The sequence below is a fragment of the Levilactobacillus cerevisiae genome (assembly GCF_003946245.1).
Taxonomy (GTDB): Bacteria; Bacillota; Bacilli; order Lactobacillales; family Lactobacillaceae; genus Levilactobacillus; species Levilactobacillus cerevisiae.
In genome coordinates this window covers 98,363-120,087 of sequence record NZ_RHNN01000008.1, presented here as the reverse complement: position 1 = coordinate 120,087, position 21,725 = coordinate 98,363, and the positions used below count along the sequence as shown (strand labels likewise).

At 47.3% G+C, this 21,725-nt stretch carries 16 protein-coding genes; 3 read left to right on the top strand and 13 right to left on the bottom strand.

What is annotated here, in order from left to right; all coding sequences use genetic code 11:
• Window positions 1–9: 9 nt before the first annotated feature.
• Window positions 10–327, bottom strand: coding sequence for a glycine cleavage system H protein (lipoate-binding) (locus EKM99_RS05320; RefSeq protein WP_125581621.1), 318 nt, complete (start codon window positions 325–327; stop codon window positions 10–12).
• Between the two features lie 213 nt (window positions 328–540).
• Between EKM99_RS05320 and EKM99_RS05315 the strand changes: the two genes are divergently transcribed.
• On the top strand, window positions 541–756 hold the full coding sequence (locus tag EKM99_RS05315) for a hypothetical protein (RefSeq protein ID WP_125581619.1): 216 nt from the start codon (window positions 541–543) through the stop codon (window positions 754–756).
• 167 nt (window positions 757–923) lie between these two features.
• Here the strand turns inward: EKM99_RS05315 and EKM99_RS05310 are convergent, their stop codons facing one another.
• The 7 genes from EKM99_RS05310 to EKM99_RS05280 all read right to left on the bottom strand — a co-directional run bounded on the left by EKM99_RS05310 (window position 924) and on the right by EKM99_RS05280 (window position 11,439).
• Complete coding sequence (locus EKM99_RS05310) at window positions 924–2,327, bottom strand: sugar porter family MFS transporter (protein ID WP_125581617.1); 1,404 nt, start codon at window positions 2,325–2,327, stop codon at window positions 924–926.
• Window positions 2,328–2,642: 315 nt separating this feature from the next.
• Window positions 2,643–3,206 carry a sugar O-acetyltransferase gene (locus EKM99_RS05305; protein WP_125581615.1) on the bottom strand — a complete coding sequence of 188 codons (564 nt, stop codon included), beginning with the start codon at window positions 3,204–3,206 and terminating at the stop codon, window positions 2,643–2,645.
• A gap of 428 nt (window positions 3,207–3,634) precedes the next feature.
• Complete coding sequence (gene araA, locus EKM99_RS05300; protein ID WP_125581613.1) at window positions 3,635–5,059, bottom strand: L-arabinose isomerase; 1,425 nt, start codon at window positions 5,057–5,059, stop codon at window positions 3,635–3,637.
• 163 nt (window positions 5,060–5,222) lie between these two features.
• Window positions 5,223–5,954, bottom strand: coding sequence for an L-ribulose-5-phosphate 4-epimerase (locus tag EKM99_RS05295; protein WP_125581611.1), 732 nt, complete (start codon window positions 5,952–5,954; stop codon window positions 5,223–5,225).
• A gap of 25 nt (window positions 5,955–5,979) precedes the next feature.
• Window positions 5,980–7,584, bottom strand: coding sequence for a xylulokinase (locus EKM99_RS05290; RefSeq protein ID WP_125581609.1), 1,605 nt, complete (start codon window positions 7,582–7,584; stop codon window positions 5,980–5,982).
• Window positions 7,585–7,960: 376 nt separating this feature from the next.
• Window positions 7,961–10,096 carry a glycoside hydrolase family 36 protein gene (locus EKM99_RS05285; RefSeq protein ID WP_225419789.1) on the bottom strand — a complete coding sequence of 712 codons (2,136 nt, stop codon included), beginning with the start codon at window positions 10,094–10,096 and terminating at the stop codon, window positions 7,961–7,963.
• Complete coding sequence (locus EKM99_RS05280; RefSeq protein ID WP_125581607.1) at window positions 10,093–11,439, bottom strand: MFS transporter; 1,347 nt, start codon at window positions 11,437–11,439, stop codon at window positions 10,093–10,095. The genes EKM99_RS05285 and EKM99_RS05280 overlap by 4 nt, the downstream gene beginning before the upstream one ends.
• Before the next feature lie 151 nt (window positions 11,440–11,590).
• On the opposite strand from EKM99_RS05280, the gene EKM99_RS05275 reads away from it, so the two are divergent.
• Complete coding sequence (locus tag EKM99_RS05275) at window positions 11,591–12,493, top strand: helix-turn-helix domain-containing protein (RefSeq protein WP_125581605.1); 903 nt, start codon at window positions 11,591–11,593, stop codon at window positions 12,491–12,493.
• 3 nt (window positions 12,494–12,496) lie between these two features.
• On the opposite strand, the gene EKM99_RS05270 is transcribed toward EKM99_RS05275, so the two are convergent.
• A complete protein-coding gene (locus EKM99_RS05270; RefSeq protein ID WP_125581603.1) occupies window positions 12,497–14,548 on the bottom strand; it encodes a glycoside hydrolase family 31 protein in 2,052 nt (683 codons plus the stop codon).
• On the opposite strand from EKM99_RS05270, the gene EKM99_RS05265 reads away from it, so the two are divergent.
• A complete protein-coding gene (locus tag EKM99_RS05265) occupies window positions 14,519–15,574 on the top strand; it encodes a helix-turn-helix domain-containing protein (RefSeq protein WP_225419788.1) in 1,056 nt (351 codons plus the stop codon). The genes EKM99_RS05270 and EKM99_RS05265 overlap by 30 nt on opposite strands.
• Before the next feature lie 113 nt (window positions 15,575–15,687).
• On the opposite strand, the gene EKM99_RS05260 is transcribed toward EKM99_RS05265, so the two are convergent.
• The 4 genes from EKM99_RS05260 to EKM99_RS05245 form a co-directional block, all read right to left on the bottom strand.
• On the bottom strand, window positions 15,688–18,057 hold the full coding sequence (locus EKM99_RS05260) for a hypothetical protein (RefSeq protein ID WP_125581601.1): 2,370 nt from the start codon (window positions 18,055–18,057) through the stop codon (window positions 15,688–15,690).
• Complete coding sequence (locus EKM99_RS05255) at window positions 18,057–18,953, bottom strand: helix-turn-helix domain-containing protein (protein WP_125581599.1); 897 nt, start codon at window positions 18,951–18,953, stop codon at window positions 18,057–18,059. The genes EKM99_RS05260 and EKM99_RS05255 overlap by 1 nt, the downstream gene beginning before the upstream one ends.
• 151 nt (window positions 18,954–19,104) lie before the next feature.
• Window positions 19,105–20,424: a glycoside-pentoside-hexuronide (GPH):cation symporter gene (locus EKM99_RS05250; RefSeq protein WP_191983299.1), complete on the bottom strand. Its 1,320-nt coding sequence runs from the start codon at window positions 20,422–20,424 to the stop codon at window positions 19,105–19,107.
• Window positions 20,425–20,693: 269 nt separating this feature from the next.
• Window positions 20,694–21,668 carry a helix-turn-helix transcriptional regulator gene (locus EKM99_RS05245; protein WP_125581595.1) on the bottom strand — a complete coding sequence of 325 codons (975 nt, stop codon included), beginning with the start codon at window positions 21,666–21,668 and terminating at the stop codon, window positions 20,694–20,696.
• Window positions 21,669–21,725 lie beyond the last annotated feature (57 nt).

Here is a 21,725-nt window from a genome sequence, read left to right as displayed (position 1 = left end):
ACGCCCTTTCTATTCATCTGCCAGATCAAGCATCCAGTCCAGATTGTCGTTACGATTGTTCAACCGTTCGGGATGCTCTGCCAACGCGGTGTTAATGGCCTGGATGCGCCCGGCAAAGGGTAACCGGAGGGTCAAATCATCTTTGGCCCCGTGAACCACCATAAAGGGCGTCCCCAACTTAACCTTGCCCGTTGTGACCAGCCAGGAAATGGTCGTCACCTCGCCGACCATTTCACGGCCATCATCGGCAAAACCAAGTCGAAATAGCCCTTCCTCGTTAGGCGTTAACCACAGAGCGTCCGCGCTTGCTTCAATTCGATCAATCATTGCTGTCACCCCTCGCTTTGACTTTCCGTTCGCTGCTTTTCAAAAAATTTTTCAAAATTTAAGTTGTGTTAGTTTGCGTGGCTACCGAATGGTTTCGGGCCACCCAACACCTGTAATTAAGTTTCATTTTACCATAGCCCACAATTTCACGGGAACCATTTCCCCCTTTTTCCGGAAAACTCTGTATAATAAACGGTATAAAGGGGGAGATTCATGATGATGGCAGGAAGCTGGTTAAACGGTGGCTTGATTTTGATTGCGGGGATTGCCCTAATCATCTTTATTTTAGCAAAGTTAATTCCACGAACCAACCACGACAAGGATATGGTCGTACTACTCGGTATTTTTCTAGCAGTAGGTATCGGCCTGGTCGGTATGGGTGGCTATATCGGCATGGGAAGCTGGGTTAGCGCCATGAGTTGCTGGTAGTCTGCAGCACTTTGGTGGCTTAATTAAACAATAGCGAAATCAATGATAGTCGTAAAAGAGAGAACCCGTGATGACATCGGGTTCTCTCTTTTCGGCGTGCTATCTATTTTTCCTGTCATGACTACTGTAAATACCGGCTAGTCCATCGCCAGTATTTATAACAATGCTTAACGATTACGTGATTCAGATGTTGTGTAAGCCTTCCGTGATTGCGTGCCCTGCTCTTCAATTTCTTCTAGCGTCCGACCCTTGGTTTCTGGGACAAACAGGCGAATAAAGGCGACCCCCAGTAGGCAGATGATGCCAAAGATTCCGAAGACGGCTTCTTGTGACATGGATTGCGTCATGATTGGGAACAACAAACCGACCGCAAACGAGCCGATCCAGTTAAATGAAGAAGCCAGTCCTGAGGCGCGTCCCCGAACGGCTAACGGGAACACTTCCCCAATCAGCACCCAAGTCAACGGCGCCCATGTAAAGGAATAGAAGGCCACGTAAACGGATAGGAACACAACAATCAACATTGGATTGTTATTTGGGATGAGTAAGTTTAGGATGGCTGGCAAAATAAATGAAGCGCCCATAACCAAACCGCCCAGTGTCAGTAGTGTTCGGCGATTAAATTTATCTGCAATCACCAAGAAGACCAAAGACCCAATAACCAGAATGATACCTTGAATAATTGGCCACAGGAGTGCTGAACTCGCTGCACTCCCCGTTGCCTGTTGCACAATCAGGGGAATGTAGTAGAAAATGGCGTTAGCTCCCTGAAACTGTTGGAAAGCGGCAACACCAACCCCGGCGATCACCAGGTAACGATACTTGCTGGAGAATAACGTGCCCCACGAGGTGTTCTTGGCAGCGGCTGATTCATCGACGGCTGCAGACTGAATGTCTTCGAGTTCGCCAGCAATTTCATCGGCTGGGCGAATGAAACTCAAGACTTCTTTAGCCCCTGCCAAATCGCCACTTTTAACCAAGAAACGGGGTGATTCTGGTAAACGCAAGACGCCGGCAAAGAGAATGATGGCTGGTACGGCAGCTGAACCCAACATTAATCGCCAGGCAAACGTCTCTGGTAGCCCTTTCAGAAGAAAGTCCACCACGTAGGAAATCAGCATCCCGGACACAATCATGGTCTGGTTGATCCCCGTCAGCCGCCCACGTAGCCGTGCTGGCGACATTTCTGACATATATGCTGGGACCAGCGCTGAGGCTGCCCCAACAGCAAGCCCCAGGAAGATCCGCACGCCAATCAAATAAATGGATCCCTGATTAGGCGCAAAGCTTGATAGCAGTGACCCTAAGGCGAAGATGAGTGCAGAAATCAAAATCATTTTCCGCCGGCCAAGCTTATCCGAAAGCTGACCAGAAATGGCGCCCCCAAAGATAGCCCCAAACATCACGGCCGAAGTAATCCAGCCAATCAGACCAGCATTTGTCAGGCTCCAATCGTGTTCCAGGAAGGGTAAGGCTCCCGTCATGACCCCAATGTCATAGCCGAATAGGATTCCTCCGAAGGAACCGAAGAAGTAAATGAAACCGCTTGAAATTTTCTTTTTGCTTGCCACTATTTATTGCCTCCCAATGTCTCTGAATGCTCTCTCAACAACTGACCTATTCTTATGCCTAAAAATGGGTCTGATAAATCAGTATGTATCCGCTTAACCGCTACAGTATCACGAATGACATGAAAATACGTAAAACGTTTTCATAAACGCAATAGATTCATTTTATATCACTTGTACGGATAAATCAACCGTTTTACGTTACGTTCGTATTACTTTTCTAAAACGTTTTCTTAAAACGGGACAATTAATGTAAGCGCATTCACTCAAGGGTAATAAAATACCCATCAAATTCGGCATCAACGGGTATTTCGATCTCTAGTTCAGTTTCTTAATCACTCGCGCGGGGTTGCCACCAAGAACCACGTTGTCGCCAAATGACTTGGTCACAACGGCACCAGCGGCCACAATCACGTTATCTCCCAGGGTCACGCCCGGACAGATAATGGCGCCGCCACCAACCCATACATCGTCGCCTAAAGTCACAGGCTTGCCGATGCCCAGCGCGCCATTTCGCCGGAGCTTGGGATCGGCTGGATGATTGACAGAATAAATTTGAACTTTCGGCCCCAGCAAGCAGTGCTTGCCAATCCGGACGGGGGCGACGTCCAAAATAGTACAGTCGTAATTAGCAAAGAAATCATCATCGACATAAATATTATACCCGTAGTCACAGCGAAAGGTCGCGTGAACCTCAACGCCCGCGCCTGTCGCCCCAAATAAGGCCTGCACAAGCCGCTTTGAAGCAACTGGATCACTTTCTCCCAGAGCATTCAGCGCGGCAACCTGATCACGTGCAACGCCGCGTTCGGCGACCAATTCAGGATCATAGACGTTAAACAAGTCGCCGCTAATCATTTTTTCCTTTTCGGTTTTCTCCAAGGGTGTCACTTTCCTTTCTGGGTCCTTATTTTATTGGATCATCCATGCAGTTCTATTAGCTATCCCAATTTAAAACCGTGATCATGTAGACAGCTTGTAGCTAAAAATTGAAAAGTTGAGCTGTCAGCATATCCCCGTTGAAAATAGGCAATGCAATCTAAATCTGCCGGCTTACCGTTCGCCAAATTTAGGTCTGAACATTGCGAGTAACCTGTGACCAATTATTGCGTACCAACGTTGCCAGTCCGGCGATGGTCACATCAACGTTCTGGTATAGAACAATCAAAACCGGAGGAGGTCCCCACAGCAGACGGAATCTCTAGCAGCCACAGGTGATAATCTTTCACTAATTTTGGATTTTCAACCTTTAGTTTGGGGAAAAAAGTGGCCGCCCGCCAGCTCGGCGAACGGCCACTCCATTTAAAAGCTTACTTGATGAAAGCCTTCGTCATACCAACCATGGTAGCGTAGTCTTCCATTTGTTCTTCAGTCAGAGAGAAGGAAAGCATGGTGTGGTGACCACCACCGGCCTTCATCCATTCCAAGGCACCGGTCTTCAAGCCAACCTTTGGCGTCCAGAGTTGCTTAGCAACTGGCAACTTAGGCGTTTCAGCTTCTGGCTTGTTAGCATCAACAGCGTAACTGATCATCTTGAAGCCGTCACGGAAGTCCGCAACAGTGACGTCAATGGCGTCGCCTTCTGAACCAGTGAATACCAGACGTGCAGGGTCAGCCTTACCACCGATATCCAATGGGTGAACTTCAACCCGTGGCTTGTCGGAAGCGATTGAAGGGTCGACTTCCAGCATATGTGAACCGAGGATGGCTTCGTGGCCCTTCCGCAGATCCAACGTGTAGTCTTCCATGAAGGCAGTCCGATCGTTGTGGGACATAATCTTCATCACACGGCCCAAGGCAGCGGTCTTCCAGTCACCTTCAGCACCAAAGCCGTAACCGTCACGAATCAATAATTGTGCGGCTAAACCAGGGAGTTGTTCCATCCCCCATAGGTCTTCGAAGTTCGTGGTAAAGGCGGTGTAGCCACCCTTTTCCAGGAAGCTCTTGATACCCATGTATTGCTTCAATTGTACACGGACAGAATGTTTGTACTTGTCAGCATCGTTGTCGCCTTGAACCATTTCGTAACGAGATTCGAGGTCGGCGTATTCTTTGTCGATGTCAGCGTCAGCAACCTTGCTGATTTCTTCAACCAAGTCACCGATACCGTAGTAGTCAACGGTCCAGCCCATCTTGATTTGTGCTTCAACCTTGTCACCTTCAGTAACGGCAACGTTCCGCATGGTATCGCCAAAGCGGGCAACCTTAACCTTGAAGCTTTCGTTGTAGGCAACGGCAACGTCTTCCCAACGTGCGATTTGTTCTTGCACGTCTTCGTCACCCCAGTAGCCGTAAACGATCTTGTTGTTCTTTTGTAGACGCGCGTTGATGTAGGCATATTCGCGGTCACCATGGGCACTTTGGTTCAAGTTCATGTAATCAAAGTCGATGTCGGCGTAAGGAATGTTGTTCAGGTATTGGGTAGCCAAGTGAAGTAATGGCTTTTGCAGCAATTCAGTCCCACGGATCCAGTTCTTGGCTGGGGAGAACGTGTGCATCCAAGTGATCACACCGGCAACTTTATCGTTGTAGTTAACTTCTTTCATGAAGTCGGTGATGCTTTCAGCGGTCGTCATAACGTCCTTGAAGACAACCTTGTAAGGCAATTTGCCACTGGCGTTTAACTTGTCAGCGATGTCTTGGGCGTCCTTGGCAACGGACTTCAATTGTTCTTCACCATAAAGGTGTTGTGAACCGGTAACGAACCAAAATTCATAATCTGGTACTGATAACATAAGATAACACTCCTTTAGTAGTTTTAAATTAATTATTCGCAATGATTAGATGGCTAACTCATCGACTTATATAAATATCAGTTCATATAAGTGTCATAGGCATGAACCCTGTAAAGCTAACGCCACGTCGAAGGACGTCCTTGCGTAGGCGGCAACCCAAAACCTACTCGCGTGCAGCATGTTCCTTGGACTTGGCGTTGTTTTGGCCGTAGTAGGCATTGGCGCCATGCTTCCGCAGGTAATGCTTGTCCAACAAGTATTGTGGTAACTCACGATTAGCCCGCGTTAATTGCAAGGTGTGGTAGTCTTCTTCGGCAACCACTTCCAGCACCTTAGCGTTGTAAACGGCCTTGTCAGGTGTTGGGCCCCATGAGAAGGGTCCATGTTGGCTAACCAAGGCAGCGGGAACGGCTTCGTAATCAATACCGCGTTCGTTGAAGGTCTTGACGATGGTCTTACCCGTGTTACCTTCATAGTCTTCTTCGATTTCTTCCTGGGTCAAGGCATCGGCAGCTGGTACGTCACCATAGAAGGTGTCAGCGTGCGTCGTGTTCATGGCTGGAATATCCATCTTAGCGGCAGCGAAGGAAACGGCCCAAGGTGAGTGGGTGTGGACAATCCCACCAATATTAGGAAAATGATTGTACAGGTACGTGTGGGTTGGTGTATCGCTGGAAGGATTCATGTCCCCTTCAACAACCTTACCGTCTTTCAAACTCACAACAACCATGTCTTCGGGCTTCAATTCATCGTAAGGGACGCCAGAAGGCTTGATTACGTACAAACCCTTTTCACGATCGACACCGGATACGTTGCCCCAAGTGAATGAGACCAAGTCTAATTTTGGCAAACGCATGTTAGCCTCGTAGACCTCTTGTTTTAACTCTTCAAGCATAATAACTCTCCTTATAATTCAGTGATTAGTCGGCCAGTAGCTCAACGGCCTTGCCCTCAACTGGCAAAGCAGCCTTGTAACCAGCGATGAACTCGTTGGATCCTTTGACGCCAGCTGGGTCAGGTTCAACCGTCGTGCTGTCTGGATTGGCGAAGACCTTGTTGTCCAAGAAGTCTTCCAACGTTTCATTGGTATCTTTATCAGTCACGTAGAAGCCTAGAACAGCCATCCCCCACGGACCACCCTCACCAGCATTACTGGTGACAGTGATAGGTGTATTCAGCGAGTCGGCCAGAACTTGTTGGCCAACCTTAGGTGTTCGGAACAGCCCACCTTGAGCAATCAAGGAATCCAGATGGATGTGTTCTTCATTTGCTAAAATATCCATACCAATTTTGAGCGGCGCAAACGCTGCGTAGAGCTGCGTCTTAACAAAGTTCGCTAACGTAAAGTGACTGTTGGGCGTCCGGACAAACAATGGCCGGCCAGCCGTCATCTTGGTGATGTTCTCACCAGAGAGGTAACTATAGTTCAACAGTCCCCCGGCATTGGCATCGCCTTCCGTTGACTTGTTAAATAGCGCACCGTACAATTCGTCCGGCTTCAAATCAACACCAATCGTTTGGGCAAATTCTTTAAATAAGTTAACCCAAGCGTTGATGTCTGAAGAACAGTTGTTGGTGTGGACCATCGCAACTGGCAACCCAGTTGGGGTCGTTACCAAGTCGATGTCGCGGTGAACGGCCTTCATGGGTTGATCTAAAACGACCATCGAGAAGGCTGACGTTCCGGCCGAAATATTCCCGGTCCGTTCGCGGACGGCGTTGGTCCCAACCATCCCGGTACCAGCATCCCCTTCAGGCGGTGCCATCACGCTACCAGCGGTCAGGTTGCCTTCTGGGTCGAGCAACTTGGCACCATCAGTGGTCAAGCTACCAGCTGGTTGCCCAGCCAAGAGTACTTTGGGCAGAATTTCTTTGATATCCCAATGATACTGCCGAACGGATTTGACGTTTCTGAATTTATCTAACAGCTTTTCATCGTAATTCTTCGTGTAACTGTCAATTGGGAACATGCCAGAAGCATCCCCAATACCAATCACCCGTTCACCTGAGAGCTGCCAGTGCACGTATCCAGCTAATGTCGTGAAGAACGTGACATCCTTGACATGGTCCTCTTGGTTAAGGATTGCTTGGTACAGATGAGCGACACTCCAACGTTGTGGAACATTGAAGTCAAACAACTCTGTCAACTCATCGGCAGCCTGTTCGGTCATGTTGTTCCGCCAAGTTCTGAAAGGCACTAGCAACTCATCGTTTTCGTTAAACGCCATGTATCCGTGCATCATCGCACTGACACCGATTGACCTAATTTTAGTCAATGGTACTTTGTATTTATCTTGTACTTCTGCAGCCATTTCTTGGTAACTGGCTTGAATCCCGGCCCAAACGTTTTCCAAGGAATACGTCCAAACGCCCTTCTTCAACTCGTTTTCCCAAACGTAACTGCCAGAAGCAATCGTTTGAAAGTCGGGAGTAACTAAGACGGCCTTAATCCGCGTTGAACCAAGTTCGATTCCCAGCGAGATGTTACCGCTTTCAACATCCTGAATAATATTCTCCGCACTCATGCGATTAACCTCCATAGCTCTGTCGGCTAGTTAATTCTGTCACTTATGACTCAACACAAGAATTGTACAATTTTTGTTCGCATAAATCAAGCGAGAAAATATATTTATACGGATTATTTCTCTTTTGGCTGTTTCTACGGTCTTTTGAGGCATCTATCTCCATACTATTTTTTTATTGATCGTTTGAGCTGTGATTTAAGAGGAAAGGAACCGCTCACAATAAGAACTAATTTGCTTCAATTGGTTAATCACTCACGTCCTATTTTACGGGTTTATCTAGTTATCCGGATAAATAACACGTTAAGGTAAAAAACCACTCGCCCATCCATCTGGGAGAGTGGTTCATTTTACCTAAGACTACTTTGCGACCAGCAGCTTACTTAAATGGACACCAGAAAAGGCGGGCCATATGCTGTTGTGGAAACGCAACGTGTAACTGATTATCTTGCTGTTTTACCTGAATCCCTCTCGGCTCCTGCGGATAGATTAACTGCATCTCTTCAAAGTCCCCGTACCTCGTCAAATCAATTTTCATTTGGCGGCTACCTGAGTTTTGCCAGACGGCTAAGTAAATTCCCGTGTCTGTTTGGAGCCCAAATGCGAGTTGATCATCGTCAATGTGCCCCATTCCTAAGGGCCAAACGGGACGTGCCAACGGAATTTGCTCCCGATACGTCTTGTAGACCGCGATTCCTTGTTGTACCAAGCGTAAGCGTGAAGCCGACAGTCGATTCAAGTAACCACTCTGATGAATACGTACGAGCATCGCATTCACCATGTTGTAGATTGTTTCCTCTTCATCTCCATTAGCTAGCGGGTAGGACCATACGGCACATTGTTCTGGCGTCACTGCGCTAACACCGGCTGCGGAAATTGCACCATTGCGCAGATAATTGGTCTGATCCGTCAATGACTGAATGCTGTGACGCTGTAACATAACATAGTCATGACGCATACCACCGCTTCCACAATTTTCAATAACAAGTTCTGGATACTTAGCAAAGATTTGATCTAACCAGTCGATATAGGCGCGATTATGGGTTAACAGCGCGTCGCCAACGCTATCGCTTTTTACATCACTACCGATACCAGTAGTGATATTGTAATCCATTTTAATGTAGCCCACATGGTACTCATTAACTAAGCGATTAACGACTTGGTCTGCGAAATGAATAACTGCCGGGTTCCGAAAGTCTAAATGGTAACGGTCAACGTCAATCACCCGCTTTCCATGACGCATAAAGAACCAATCATCGGGTAGCTTATCGGCCAGTGGACAGTTGATTCCCATTGCCTCAATCTCTAGCCACAATCCCGGTACCATTCCCTTCTCACGGATATACCCAGTTAACTGTTCAATCCCCTCAGGGAAACGTTTAGCTGAGGGCAACCATTCACCCACACTATCCCACCAGTAGCCATCGGCGTACCAGCCACAATCAATTACAAAATAATCACAGCCGGTCTTAGCAGCAGCGTTAATCAACGGGATTTCCGCCTTAGTGGTTGGATCGCCCATTAACCCGTTCATGTAATCATTAAAGATGACAGGTAAATGGACATTATCAGCGTTAGGGCGACGAATCAGGCGGCGATAGGTTGTCAGCTCTTGGATAGCAGCCTCAGCATTCCCGCCAAGTTGGGCAAACGCAACCGCAATTGTCGTGAAGGACTCTGTTGGCTTTAGCTCTTTCCACCAATGCGTGTCATATTCTTCAGGTCCCGCCAGCTGGAGATTCAACAAGTCTCCTCGTCCCGTATCGCTCAACTCATAATGCCAAGCACCATTGTTTTCTAATTGCCACATGGCAACCTGACCAGTCCGATCATTAGTTAAAATCGCGTTTGGCGAGTATTCAGAACAAGACCAGGATGAATTGTTTGTGATACTAATTCGCTTAGATGAAGCTTGTTGGTGATCACCATCCGCGCGATACGTCAGTCCCAGATCCTTTAGTCGATCCGTTTGCCACTGCAGTTCAGCGGTCCAACTGTTATTGGCGATATGGAGTGTGTTGTCAACAGTAAAGTCTGCTTGATAAGCGTCGGCCTGCATTAGCCCGGTGTACGCAAGCGACGCGACGTACTCAAGTCCTAGATTGGCAGTCCCTTGATTAGTCACCGTCTTCCAAGTACGAATTGTGACTGTATCGTGATACAACTGAAAGAACGTTTGAACAACCAATCCTGTCTGGGAATCTTGCTCAGTCACTGTCAATCGTTGGCCATTTGCCATTTTATCTACCTGATGTGCAACGTATTGTAACCGGTCTGCCAGCCCAGTACCAAGTTGCTTGATCCCTTTATGATGAATATTCTCACCAGTCACTTGGATCTCACTTAATTTAAACGCAGCCAACTGATCATCTATTGCTCTTAGCCATTCAGCATTGTCCCTTAGTGCTCCTAAATAAACCAAGCGAACTGCACCATGATCTAAAACCAAATCAACTTGGGATTGCTGATCTTTAACCATAATCTTGGATTTCTCATTGACCCTCTCAGTCATCATTTGACGGCCTCCCGAATCGTATCTTCCATGTTTTCATACTTCTTGTAGAACAGTAAAGGCAGAATAGCAATAGCAAAAGCCACGATAGTCACCCAGTTAAAACTCAGTGAGATTCCTGATAAGGCATGGGCAGTCTGCGTTTTACCAGCAACGTAACCAAAGCCAGCAAGAATCATCGATGGGATAAACCCGGCAATCCCACTTCCAACCTTTACACAGAAGGAGCTCCCAATTGCCGTCAGTAACCCAGCAGCGTTCACGCCGTTCTTCCACTTACCATAATCGACGGCAGAACCTAGCATGGCAAAAGGCATCGAACATGCGACACCAGACCCCATGTTTGCAATAATCCACCCGGTGATTACGATTGGTAAGTTCATCCCGGCGAGGAGAATAATAACTTGGCCCAAAATTGCCGCAATCAAAGCGCCAATCCAAATATTTCGCTTCGTAAAGAATTTGTTTAAGAACGGAATAGAGATCATCGCAATGATTTGAACGGAGGCAATCGAATTAAAGAACGTTACCAAGCCTTTGTTGCCAAAATTATAAGTGAAGTAGTAAACCAGCGTTGAGGTCCGTTCCGTCAGAGCAATCCAGAAGAAGAAATTACTGATCACAATAATCAGCCATGGCCAGTTCTTGTTCATTGCGTGAACCCCTTTCTTCAAGGAGGTTCTTTCGGCAGTTACTTGGACCCGTTCCTTAATGTGAGCGAAGGAGAACAGTGTCATAACGGCACTCAAGATGGCAAAGATGGTAATCGTGATCCGAAAACCTTTGGTATCACTGCCACCGCCAAAGAAGGCAACCAGTGGTAGTGTTAACGCATTGACAATCAAAACACCTAATTGTGAACCAGTCATCCGCCAAGAATTCAATTTCAATCTTTGGCCTGGATCTGGTGTCAGGAGCGGCAAGACAGCAGTCAATGGCGTGTTTAACCCTGTATACAGAATTCCCGTAATGATATACGTAATCGCACAGTACCAGATTCGACCGTTAAGACCGATTTGTGGCGCCCAGAACGTCATAATCCCAAACAGTGAAAATGGTACCGCTAGCCAGAGGAAGTACGGCCGGGCACGACCCCATTTGGAATTTGTCAAATCAATTAGGGTACCCCAAATGGGCGCGTCGATACCATCGAAGAGCCGCGCAACCAGCAGAATGACCCCCGCTGTTGCGACTGGAATCTTCGCAATATCCGTATAAAAGTAAAGCAAGTAACTACTGATCATTGTGAAAACTAACTGCCCAGCAGTATCTAGCTGCGCATAACTAAATTTTTCAAGAATTGATATCTTACCTGGATTGGTTGCTACTTTCTTAGTCTCGTCCATAGTGTTCGTATCCTTTCATAATAGCAAATGCAATTTTGTTCATCGTTACTCAAGCTTGATCACAAAAATAAGTGTAAGCGCTTTACGAAGTGAAAAAAACTGTTAAAATCAATACAAAGGTATACAAAATAACGGATTGGGGCACATTATTATGCAAAAGGTATACAAATTTAACATCACTCGCGCGCTTTCCTTCTTCAAGGCAGGACAATTCATGACGCCTGAAGGATGGCGGCACAAACACATGATTAACGATGGTGATTACGAATTGATTATCATGATTCGTGGAGAAATCTTCATCGCCATTAATGGTGAACAAATTGCGGTCAAAGCGCATGATTGTCTCCTGATTCCGCCGCACGTCAAACACTGTGGTTATCAGGGCGCAATCGCCGGTTCGACTCACTACTGGTTCCATTTCTTTCCGAATGGCCCTGTCGCCGTGAATGCGGACTCGAATCCATCCGCAGAACCCATTGCCAATCAAATTCTTCTACCACAGCTTTTTCATCTCGATGACTTTGAAAAGGCCGTTTTGATCATCCGTCAAATGTTAGACAGCGCCAACAGTCACCATTCCTCTTATCTAGCAACCGATTACTTCACGACAAGTGTGGTCATTGAACTTGCCGACCAATTTCGGGCCCAGCAACTACGTGAGAGCACACAAAATCGACTACCTGCACAGATGGAATCCCTTATCAACTGGATTCGTATTCACAGTCATGAAAAACTATCTGTTCAGCGGGTAGCCGATGAGTTCCACTTGTCTCCGCTTTACTTAACCAAGCTATTTAAGAAATATCGTCAAACCTCGACCATTCATTACATCAATCAAGTCAAGATTAAAGAGGCCCAGGAGCTTTTACTGACAACGAATCAATCAATTAAACAGGTAGCCTTTGAAATGGGCTATCAGAGTGAAAAGTACTTCATGCGTCAGTTCAAGCAATTTGTCGGCGTTTCCCCCTTACATTTTAAGAATTCAAACAGTCACACCTACTTAAATAACCTAGAGGTCGATCCACCTATTCCTAAACCCGAGCATCCCTAACCCCTATCGAATAACAAGAAAGGCTTTCTCTAGGCCTTGATAAGCCGACTGGCGGACAAATACCGGTAATTGTGCCAATGGCGTTTCTGCCTGAACCGTTTGGCCACCAGGTAACGTTTCTGCTGTATAAACGTTCACCCACTCTTCTCCCGCGGGTAAGTACACCTTTCTTGAACTGGCCGCTTCATACAGGACAGGTGCCACCAAAATGTCTGGTCCTAACATGAACTGATTTTCAACTTTCCATGCCACAGAGTCCGTCGAAAAATCGTAAAATAGTGGTCGAATGACCGGTGTCCCCGATTCATGTGCGGCTTGCATTTGCACACGCAAGTAATCCTTCAGGTTCTCGCGGAGTTGCAGATACTTCTTCATAATGCCGTACGTCTGTTCACCATAAGCCCACGGTTCAGTCGCACCCCCAGATGGCATCTTCCCGCCACCAACTTGACTTAACGGTGCCGTATGGGGTTCGCGGTCGCCGTGCATCCGCATTACTGGACAGAACGTTGCAAACTGGAACCACCGGGTCACTAACTCCCGGAATTTAGGATCATCATCCACACCACCGTGGAATCCCCCAATATCAGTAGTCCACCATGGAATTCCAGCAATGGCCATATTTAAACCAATTGCAAGTTGGTTACGTAAGGACTGGAAGCTTGAATCAATATCCCCGGACCAAACTAGGGCACCATACCGTTGACTCCCTGCCCAAGCACACCGCACGAGATTAACGATCTTTTGCTGACCACTCGCCTGCATTCCATCAAAAATTGCCTTCGAGTAGTCCACAGGATACTGATTGCCGACTTGCAGATTGCTGCCCGCGTAGTACCGATAATTATCAAAATCATATACGGTGTATTCCGGCTCAGCCTCGTCCAACCAGAAGAGATCCACCCCCTTGTCCGCATAATTTTTCTTGAGCAATTGCCACAAATAGCGTTGGGCTTTGGGATTGGTAAAGTCTACAAAGCCATTATTTCCCAAGAAATTCATGGCAATGGGTACCCCTCGTTCTGCTTGAACTAGATAACCTTTCTCGGCCATTTCAGCATAATGACTGCTAGTTTCATCCACCGTTGGCCAGACAGAAACCATCAGTTTGATGCCCATTGCATGCAGCTCATCAATCATTTCTTGCGGATTCGGCCAGTATGCCGGATCAAAGGTATATTCTCCCGACTTAGGCCAGTGAAAATAGTCGATGACAATCACGCTAATAGGTAATTGCCGCCGCTTAAATTCACGGGCCGCCGTCAATAATTCTTCTTGCGTGCGATAACGTAACTTGCATTGCCAGTAACCGAGACCGTAATCAGGCATCATCGGCACCGTTCCAGTTACAGCTGCATATTGCTTTTCAATCTCACTGGGTTCATCGCCGCAAGTAATCCAAAAATCCATTTCCTTAGTCGACAACGCATGCCATTCTGTTAAGTTCTTGGCGAAATCAACATCCCCAATAGCCGGGTTATTCCAGAGAAAACCATATCCACGATTAGAAATCATAAATGGGACACTTGCTTGCGAGTTGCGGTGTGCCAATTCTAATTTAGCGTTCTTCAAATCTAGAAAATCTTGTTGATACTGACCCATTCCAAATATTTTTTCGTCAGCATAGGCTTCAAATCTCACCTTTAATTCAAAGTCCCCACCCAAGTGAGACTTGAACTCCCGGGAATCAATATTAAGCGCACTATTAAAGTGATTCACCTTGCTCTGATCGACCTCGGTCGTCATTTCGTCAACCCGGTTCCGTTGGTACCCGCGAAGTAACTCTTGATTCTTTTGATTGAAAAAGCTCAAATTATGGTAAGCATCAATCTTAGCAGTTAATTTTCCGTTAGTGATTTGCCCAGTCTGGGCGTCGGCAGCTACAGTAACGGTCGCCCGAGTTGCTCTAACCGCCATGGTTAACGCATTTCTATTGCCCGTATAATCTGGATACCGTGTGCTCCTAACCCGAAAACTGTTCTTCCCCCACGCTTCAACGGTCAAAGTCTCATGTCCTTGACGTAAATGGAGGGCATTTTCCTCTTCATAAATCATTCGATGACTTCCTTTCGATTCCTATGTAACCGATTACAAAACCGATTTTACGGCTTTTCAACAGAAGTTAAAACTGATAAAATAAAGAACAACGTGGACAAAACGAAACTCGAGGTGGGCAAAATGACCAATAAAGTGTACAAATTCAATCTATCCCAGCCAGCGATCTTTTATAAAGCCGGCCAATATCTGGCAGACACGGGTTGGCAGCACAAAGATATCATCAATCACGGTGACTATGAATTATTCGTCGTCCTCAAAGGAGCTGCCTACATTCAAATTGGTGCCGATAAATTTGTTGTTGGGCCCCATGAATGCCTTTTGATTCCACCCGCTGTCAGACACGTAGGCTACCAAGGTTCACCCGCCGGAACAGACTATTACTGGATGCACTTCTATTCGCAAGCGAATGTTCCACTTGATAATTTCCCCGTACCAGATATGCATGAGCCTGTCGCCTACCTCCCGCAAATATTCAAACTAGAAAATTTTGAACGCTTTGCCCTGTTGATGCGCCAATTATTGGATAGCGCAAATCGCTCAGCCACCTTGGAAATCACTAGCAACTACCTGATTTCTGCTATCTTAATTGAACTGGCCAATCAATACCTATCACTCAGCCAGAAACAGCAATCGACTGTCCCTTCAACCCGCTTCGAGTTGATTAAAAACTGGATTCGCATTCACAGTCACGAACCACTAACCGTCCAACGGGTATCCGAAAATTTTCACATCACGCCCACCTATCTGGCCCAAATTTTTCGTGAACGTCATCAGGTAACGCCCGTTCAATTCATCAACCGGGTCAAGATTGCCCAAGCACAGGAGCTCCTCTTAACAACCGATGCCACCATCAAGCAGATTGCTCTCGAACTAAGTTTTCGTGATGAGAAGTATTTCCTACGCGTTTTCAAACAGCAGACCGGCATTACGCCTTCAAAATTCCGTAATTCTTATGACAAAACTTACCTGAACAATCCGCAGGTCGATCCCACTATCCCCAAACCAGCTTCATTGAACCGGTAGAAATAGCCCGCAGATTTTCCAAACTATACAAAAAACTCGTCCCCAAATTATGGAGACGAGTTTTTTGTGTGACATCCATATCCAAACTGACTCTAAGACCAGCTTACCAGTGTCTATTCTTCGACTTCAGCTGGCAAAAAGCCCTGGTTAAGATCATAAATAACCTGAGTCGCCGTGGTAACCACCTCTTTGTGCTGATGGATAAATTTCACAGCATGTGGGTACGGTGCAGCGTTGGTCACGCGATATTGTGTGGGTGACAATCGTTCTAATTTGCCATTCACGACTGCTAATTCACCATCCGCTTGCTCGTACAGGTAGGCATTCTGGCCAAAACCCGTCAGGTAAGCGGCCAGCTCTTCACCCATATCCCAGTCGGCTTGACCGGTATCACCATCCGGGAAGAGCCGTGTGTAGATGCCGCCATCCTTGGCAAAGGTTGACTGACCAAAACGATTCCGCGACAGATCTGGCCGGTTCAAATTAGGTCCCGCAATACTGTAAGTCGAGGCTGCTTCACCTGGTGCCAACTGATTCGTAGGCGTCGTGGCGTGACTATCGTACATGTAGAGGACACCGACAAATGCCCGGTATGAAGCCAGCAGCAAATCCGTATCATCCAGCACCTCATAGGCGTTCAACGCGGAAGCAGCGGTAATGCCGCCCCACAAGGAATGAATCATGTAGGACTGGGCCTCCCACCACCGATCTGGTGCCTGGCTCCGGAAATCATTGCTAAAACCAATGTTAGCTTTCAACAGTTCCGCATAGAGCCGAGCTTGCGCGACGTAACCAGCGTTTGCCAGCGCGCCCGTTGCTGGACCAAATCCTGCATTGTCGTAGAAGTGTTCCGTAATGGCAGCCTGATACTCACTACTGTGCGCCGCGACTCTGGCCGTGGCATCTTCCCAACACTGCTTGATCTGCTTGTATTCCGCTGTTAAGCCATTTTCCTTTAGCGCAGTCAACAAATCATTGATGTACAGGAAGTAAACCCCCAACGTGTGCGCCTCTTCCTTCCCCCGTTGTGACGTGTGGAGATCAGCGTTAACGCGCATGTTAAAGACCTGTGCGGCCCATTTTAAATAGGTTGCCGGCGCATGTAGCTGGAGCACATCTGCATCGAATTGCGCCAGCAAGTAGTACACGTGCCCGATATACTCAAAGTCCATGTCGCGATAGAAATCGCCGTACAGGTTAACCGGCTTGAAAAAGTCACCGTCAGCAAACCACTTCGGCTTAACGTAGTTGACTGCGCTGGCTTCTACAGCCTGCACCTGTTGCCGTGTCTTATCCGTTTGATGTAGGAGATTGGTTTGCAGAATCAAGCTGAGCTTTCCCAACGATTCACCCTGATTCGAGATTGGCGTAAATGCGTCGTAAGGTTCTTGCCGCTTGCCATTGTATGCGTTCTCCGTCAGCCAATCGACACGAGTTTCAATCAATTCTCGCACCGCTGCCATCACATTGAAGACGACGAGGTCACTGCGACCATCTTTCAGGTAGATTCGGAGACAATGTTCCCCTGCCCCCTGGACAGCGGTTCGTAACGTGTTGCCGGCAAAGTCCACTGTGACATCGTCTTGATGCAACTGACCGTCAACCTGATATTCCAAGACCAACCGATCCAGTGGCGATGGCAATGTCAGCTGGATGGCCGTCGTTTCTCCCGCTGTCAGCAGGGGGTCGTAACGAACTAACGGATGGCCATTGGCAACCGCCACTTGTTGAAAGTCAGCTTGCGTCGTAAACGGTTGGAGCACGAAGCCCCACGCTTGTTGCCCACCAGCGGCCAGCGTCACGTTGTCATGTGGATAGATCCAGTCATTTTTCGGTGCTTCACCTGGTCGATACCCGCCCGCTAATTCCAATTGATGAAATAGGAGTCCATCCAATGACGGCGAGACATTCTCAAAGAAACGATTGGTCCACTCGTTGTAAGTCCCCACGGATTGCGTAGTTCCAGCGGTCTGGTACAGTCCAAGATTCGGCCCCTGGTTATCCCGTCGTACACCAGCTAGCTTGGTGAAACTAGCCGAAATGCTTGGGAAAACGGCGGTAGAATCGGCCATGTTGCGGTGAACATTTTTATCCCGGAACATGACGTAAGCTAGGGAAGCCCAGACACCTAGATGGCTGAGCGTCACTGCAGCATTTGTCGGGTTTTGCACGGTAATCTGCCAGCGAACCTTTTCTGCCTCAAGACGATAGGTTTCAACCACCGTGAGTCCCGCTATCGGGTACGTAACCGTGGTTTGGTTGGCTGCTACGCTAACCGTTGGTGTCACGGTAATACTCTGATAGGTGTGTCTCCCAACCGTCAACGTGAATTCACCAAAGAGTTTATCCTCGTCCTGATAACCCACCTGTTCTAAATAGGCCGGATCCACGACCCAGTTCATGCCATGGGAATCTTGGGTATTTTGCAGGTTAATCACGGCTCCCCGTGCATTAACATCTAGTTTAAACTGTGCTGATTCCATTATTTCAGCCCCTCCTTGTCCGTTTTAATTCGACGCGTATTTTCCCGTCGATACTGACTGGGTGACAAACCCGTGTACTGCTTGAAGACCGTCGAAAAATAATAAATATTCTGAAACCCAATGGCCTCAGCGATTTCCGTCTCCAACATGTTCGTGTTCAATAGGCGTTTACTAGCCTCTTCCATGCGATACTGTCGCAGATATTCGGTTGGCGTCAGTCCGGTCGTAGCCTTCAGGGTTCGAATCAAATAGTTCGGATGAAAGTGAAAGACCTGACTGAGCGTCGTATTCGTGATTTTTTCATCAAAGTGATCCCGCAAATAACGCTGGATCCGAGCTGACAATTGGACCATGGCCGACTCAGCCTGTGATTGCACCTGAACCTCCTGCAACACATCAATAAATAACTGTTGTGCTTGCCAGAAGCCGTATTCTTCGGTAGCTGAACTATTCTTAAAAATTTGCTCGGTCATCTGTTCTAACCGTGGCAGGTGCCGCAGTTGGGTGTGCTTGGCTAAATATAGCGTTTCCGTTGGCGTATAGTGATGCAGTGTGGGCACCTTAATCGCCGAGCGCATCGGCTCTAGTGTTGGCTGCTGTTCCCAGCGACCCGACACATAAAAGTGTAGCCAGTAGTAACCGGTATCCTCGGAGATAGCACGCCAAGAATAGTGGTGGTGCATGGGCAACAAGACAAACATTTCTCCGGGCAAAATCGTGTAATCCGTATCATCCTCAGAAATGTAGAGTTTCCCCTTGACCATAAACATCAGAATAAAATACTGTAAATTATTACGGTTCGGATGATGGTCGCCGGCATGAAAGGTCGCGTACCCCCCTTCAATGAACGTCGGCAATGGCAAACATGAAATAGAAATATAAGCCGGTTGTGCCATCCACTCACCTCCAATATCTTTACCACCAGAATACCACGGAAGGACTGACAAAATCTGCCAGCCCTTCCATTGTCTAAAGCTCAATTTTTTCCGATTGCTAAGCAGTAACACATATTCTCCACACGCAACCAAATGTACTGTGTCTAATAAGTTAATCTTCAGCTAAGTCGCCACGCTTTTCAGCAAGGTCGGCTCTGATTCCGGTTTCCTTCTTTTCGTAACGGGCGTAGAAAATCATAATTGCTGCGCCGATTACGAAGAAAATAGCTGGTAGGAAACTGATACAGAATTTAATGGCACTCAGTGATGCGGCCGTTTGCGTCGCACCAGCTTTATACCCGGCATTTGCTAAAATCATGGATGGTGCCCAGCCACCTAAGCCAGAACCCATCTTGATGGCAAATGAACTCCCAATGGCCGTTAAGAAGCCACTGGCCCGGATACCGTTCTTCCATTCCCCATAATCAACCGTATCGGATAACATGGCAAATGGCATGGAAACGGAAATCCCAGTACCAACTGAAGCAATACTCCAGGCAACCCCTAAACCAATCAGAGACTTGCCGGTGAAGAAGATCAAGATTTGACCAAACGCTGCTAAGCAGAGACCAAACATCAAGACGTGCGTTTTTGTGAATTTCTTAACTAAGAATGGAATTAAGACCATCCCGACCATTTGGAACATGACTAAAGCGTTCAAGATTGACGCAAAACCTTTGACACCTAAGTTGTATTGGGTGTAGTAAACCAACACGGATGTCCGTGAAGAGTTGCCCAACCAGTAGAAGATAAACGCAATGACCAGGATGAACCAAGGCCAGTTACTCTTAGCAGCGCGGATACTGTCCATGATTGGAATCGACTTCTGGGAAGCGGTGTTCACTTCTCGTGTATCAAAGAAGGCAAACATCAACAGTGCAAAACCAGCAACAGCCAAGACAATGGCCGTGTTCCGCCAACCAGCGACATCATTACCACCGCCAAAGAACGCGACAAAACTCAACGTGAAGGTCGCGGTAATCAGGAACCCAATGTTCCCCCCAATCATCCGGACACTGTTCAACTTGATTCGTTCGTCCGAATCATTACTCAAGTTAGGCAGAATGGAACTGATTGGCGTACCGACCCCGGTGTAGGAAATCCCGAAGACCAGGTATGTAATCATCGCCCACCAGAATTTACCGTTGGCACTCAGATTTGGACTCATAAACATGAGGACGAAGAAGATGGCAAACGGGAAGGCCATCCACAAGAAGTACGGACGACTCTGCCCCCAACGGGTATGCGTGTGGTCGATGATGAAGCCCCAGACCGGCGCATCAAAGGCATCTAAAATCCGGGCTGCCAGTAACACGGTCCCGGCAGCAGCAACAGACAGGCCGAACACGTCCGTGTAGTAATAGAGAATAAACGTGGTAACCGTCGTATAGAGTAAGTTCCCTGCCGCATCCGTACTAGCAAAAGCTAGCATTCTGTGGAACGGCACTTTGGCGTCTGATTTGACGGCAGTTGCAACTTGGCTTTTCACAAGAAATTCCTCCTTGAAGCAAATTTATAAAAACGGTCGTAAATCATTCCGGGCGTATCCATGTGGTGTAATCGGTTTCAAAATAGCTCAATAAAATAGCAAATACAAGCACAACGCCCAGGTCGTCGCCTTTATTTATCCCTACTTTAAAACGAAAACACGGTATTGCCAATCTGATTGGCAACACCGTGTTTATAAAATCTAACACTTTACTAATTTTTCACAGAGCTTTCATTTTCCTCGCGATCCAGTAAAGCACTGATATCTTGTGGGATTGGAATACTGGGATCAATTTCTGGATTGTTCAAATGCGTATTGCCATAACTGCTTCGATACTGGCCCGCCGTCATTTTCGTTTTCTTTTTGAAAAGCTTCATAAAATTTTTATCGTCGTGAAAATAAGCCGTCGTGGCAATGGTTGAGATGGGTAAATTGGTCCGCATCAGAAGCAGTTTGGCCACCTCAATTTTCATATCCATTAAGTAATTGCGTAAATTCTTCCCTTGTTCTTGCTTGAATAGCTTCGTCAGATAATCCGGACTCATTTCAAAATGCTGGGCAATCGTCGCAACGGTTAAGTCGGCTGAGAAGTTCGCCCGGATCCATTCCACCATCCGGGTGGTCTTGGGACGGACGTTGCCGGTTGCTTCAACCAAATGCTTTAGGTAAGCATCCCCCAACGTGATTAAGGTCAGCTGAGCAATTAAGTGATTGCCGTAATCCGTGTAGTGATACCGATTCGTGTAATCCAGTAATTGATTGAACTGTAGCAAGACTTCTTGGCGATTCTCCACCTTAAAGCAGAGGGGTAAATTAACCTGACATTCGAGGTCATGGGTTGGCTCATGGTCTGCCCGTTGCTGAATCAGCTTGCGCAAATGCACATCCGGTAGGTCCACCCATCGCCAGTCACAGAAAAAGTGTACCCAAAAGAAGTCCACCGCAGTCGTGGTGTCTTGGGTCCCAGCAACCGTGGTGTGCGGTGGAATTATCCAGCATTCATTCGCATGAATTCGGTGCGGTTTCCCGTTTAAACTCACATCAAAATGACCCCGCAAGCAAAAAATAATTTCAAAGTCATGTTCATGGTACATTCGTTTGTGGCGCCATCCCGGTTGATCTGCACTGAACTCACCGGCCTTGTAGAACCAGACCGGCTGCTTCAACGTGATTTGCATTAACTTCATCGTTTTCACCCCGTGTCGGAAATTGCCACCTTTTTCACAGGTTAGTGGCTACCTTTC

Bases quoted from the DNA above. Each gene is read 5' to 3' on its own strand.
- EKM99_RS05280 (WP_125581607.1), bottom strand. From the start codon at position 11,439: ATGGACGAGACTAAGAAAGTAGCAACCAATCCAGGTAAGATATCAATT.
- EKM99_RS05255 (WP_125581599.1), bottom strand. From the start codon at position 18,953: ATGGCACAACCGGCTTATATTTCTATTTCATGTTTGCCATTGCCGACG.
- EKM99_RS05295 (WP_125581611.1), bottom strand. From the start codon at position 5,954: ATGCTTGAAGAGTTAAAACAAGAGGTCTACGAGGCTAACATGCGTTTG.
- EKM99_RS05265 (WP_225419788.1), top strand. From the start codon at position 14,519: ATGGAGGGCATTTTCCTCTTCATAAATCATTCGATGACTTCCTTTCGA.
- EKM99_RS05250 (WP_191983299.1), bottom strand. From the start codon at position 20,424: ATGCTAGCTTTTGCTAGTACGGATGCGGCAGGGAACTTACTCTATACG.
- EKM99_RS05270 (WP_125581603.1), bottom strand. From the start codon at position 14,548: ATGATTTATGAAGAGGAAAATGCCCTCCATTTACGTCAAGGACATGAG.
- EKM99_RS05245 (WP_125581595.1), bottom strand. From the start codon at position 21,668: ATGAAGTTAATGCAAATCACGTTGAAGCAGCCGGTCTGGTTCTACAAG.
- EKM99_RS05320 (WP_125581621.1), bottom strand. From the start codon at position 327: ATGATTGATCGAATTGAAGCAAGCGCGGACGCTCTGTGGTTAACGCCT.
- EKM99_RS05315 (WP_125581619.1), top strand. From the start codon at position 541: ATGATGATGGCAGGAAGCTGGTTAAACGGTGGCTTGATTTTGATTGCG.
- araA (WP_125581613.1), bottom strand. From the start codon at position 5,059: ATGTTATCAGTACCAGATTATGAATTTTGGTTCGTTACCGGTTCACAA.
- EKM99_RS05290 (WP_125581609.1), bottom strand. From the start codon at position 7,584: ATGAGTGCGGAGAATATTATTCAGGATGTTGAAAGCGGTAACATCTCG.
- EKM99_RS05275 (WP_125581605.1), top strand. From the start codon at position 11,591: ATGCAAAAGGTATACAAATTTAACATCACTCGCGCGCTTTCCTTCTTC.
- EKM99_RS05285 (WP_225419789.1), bottom strand. From the start codon at position 10,096: ATGATGACTGAGAGGGTCAATGAGAAATCCAAGATTATGGTTAAAGAT.
- EKM99_RS05260 (WP_125581601.1), bottom strand. From the start codon at position 18,057: ATGGAATCAGCACAGTTTAAACTAGATGTTAATGCACGGGGAGCCGTG.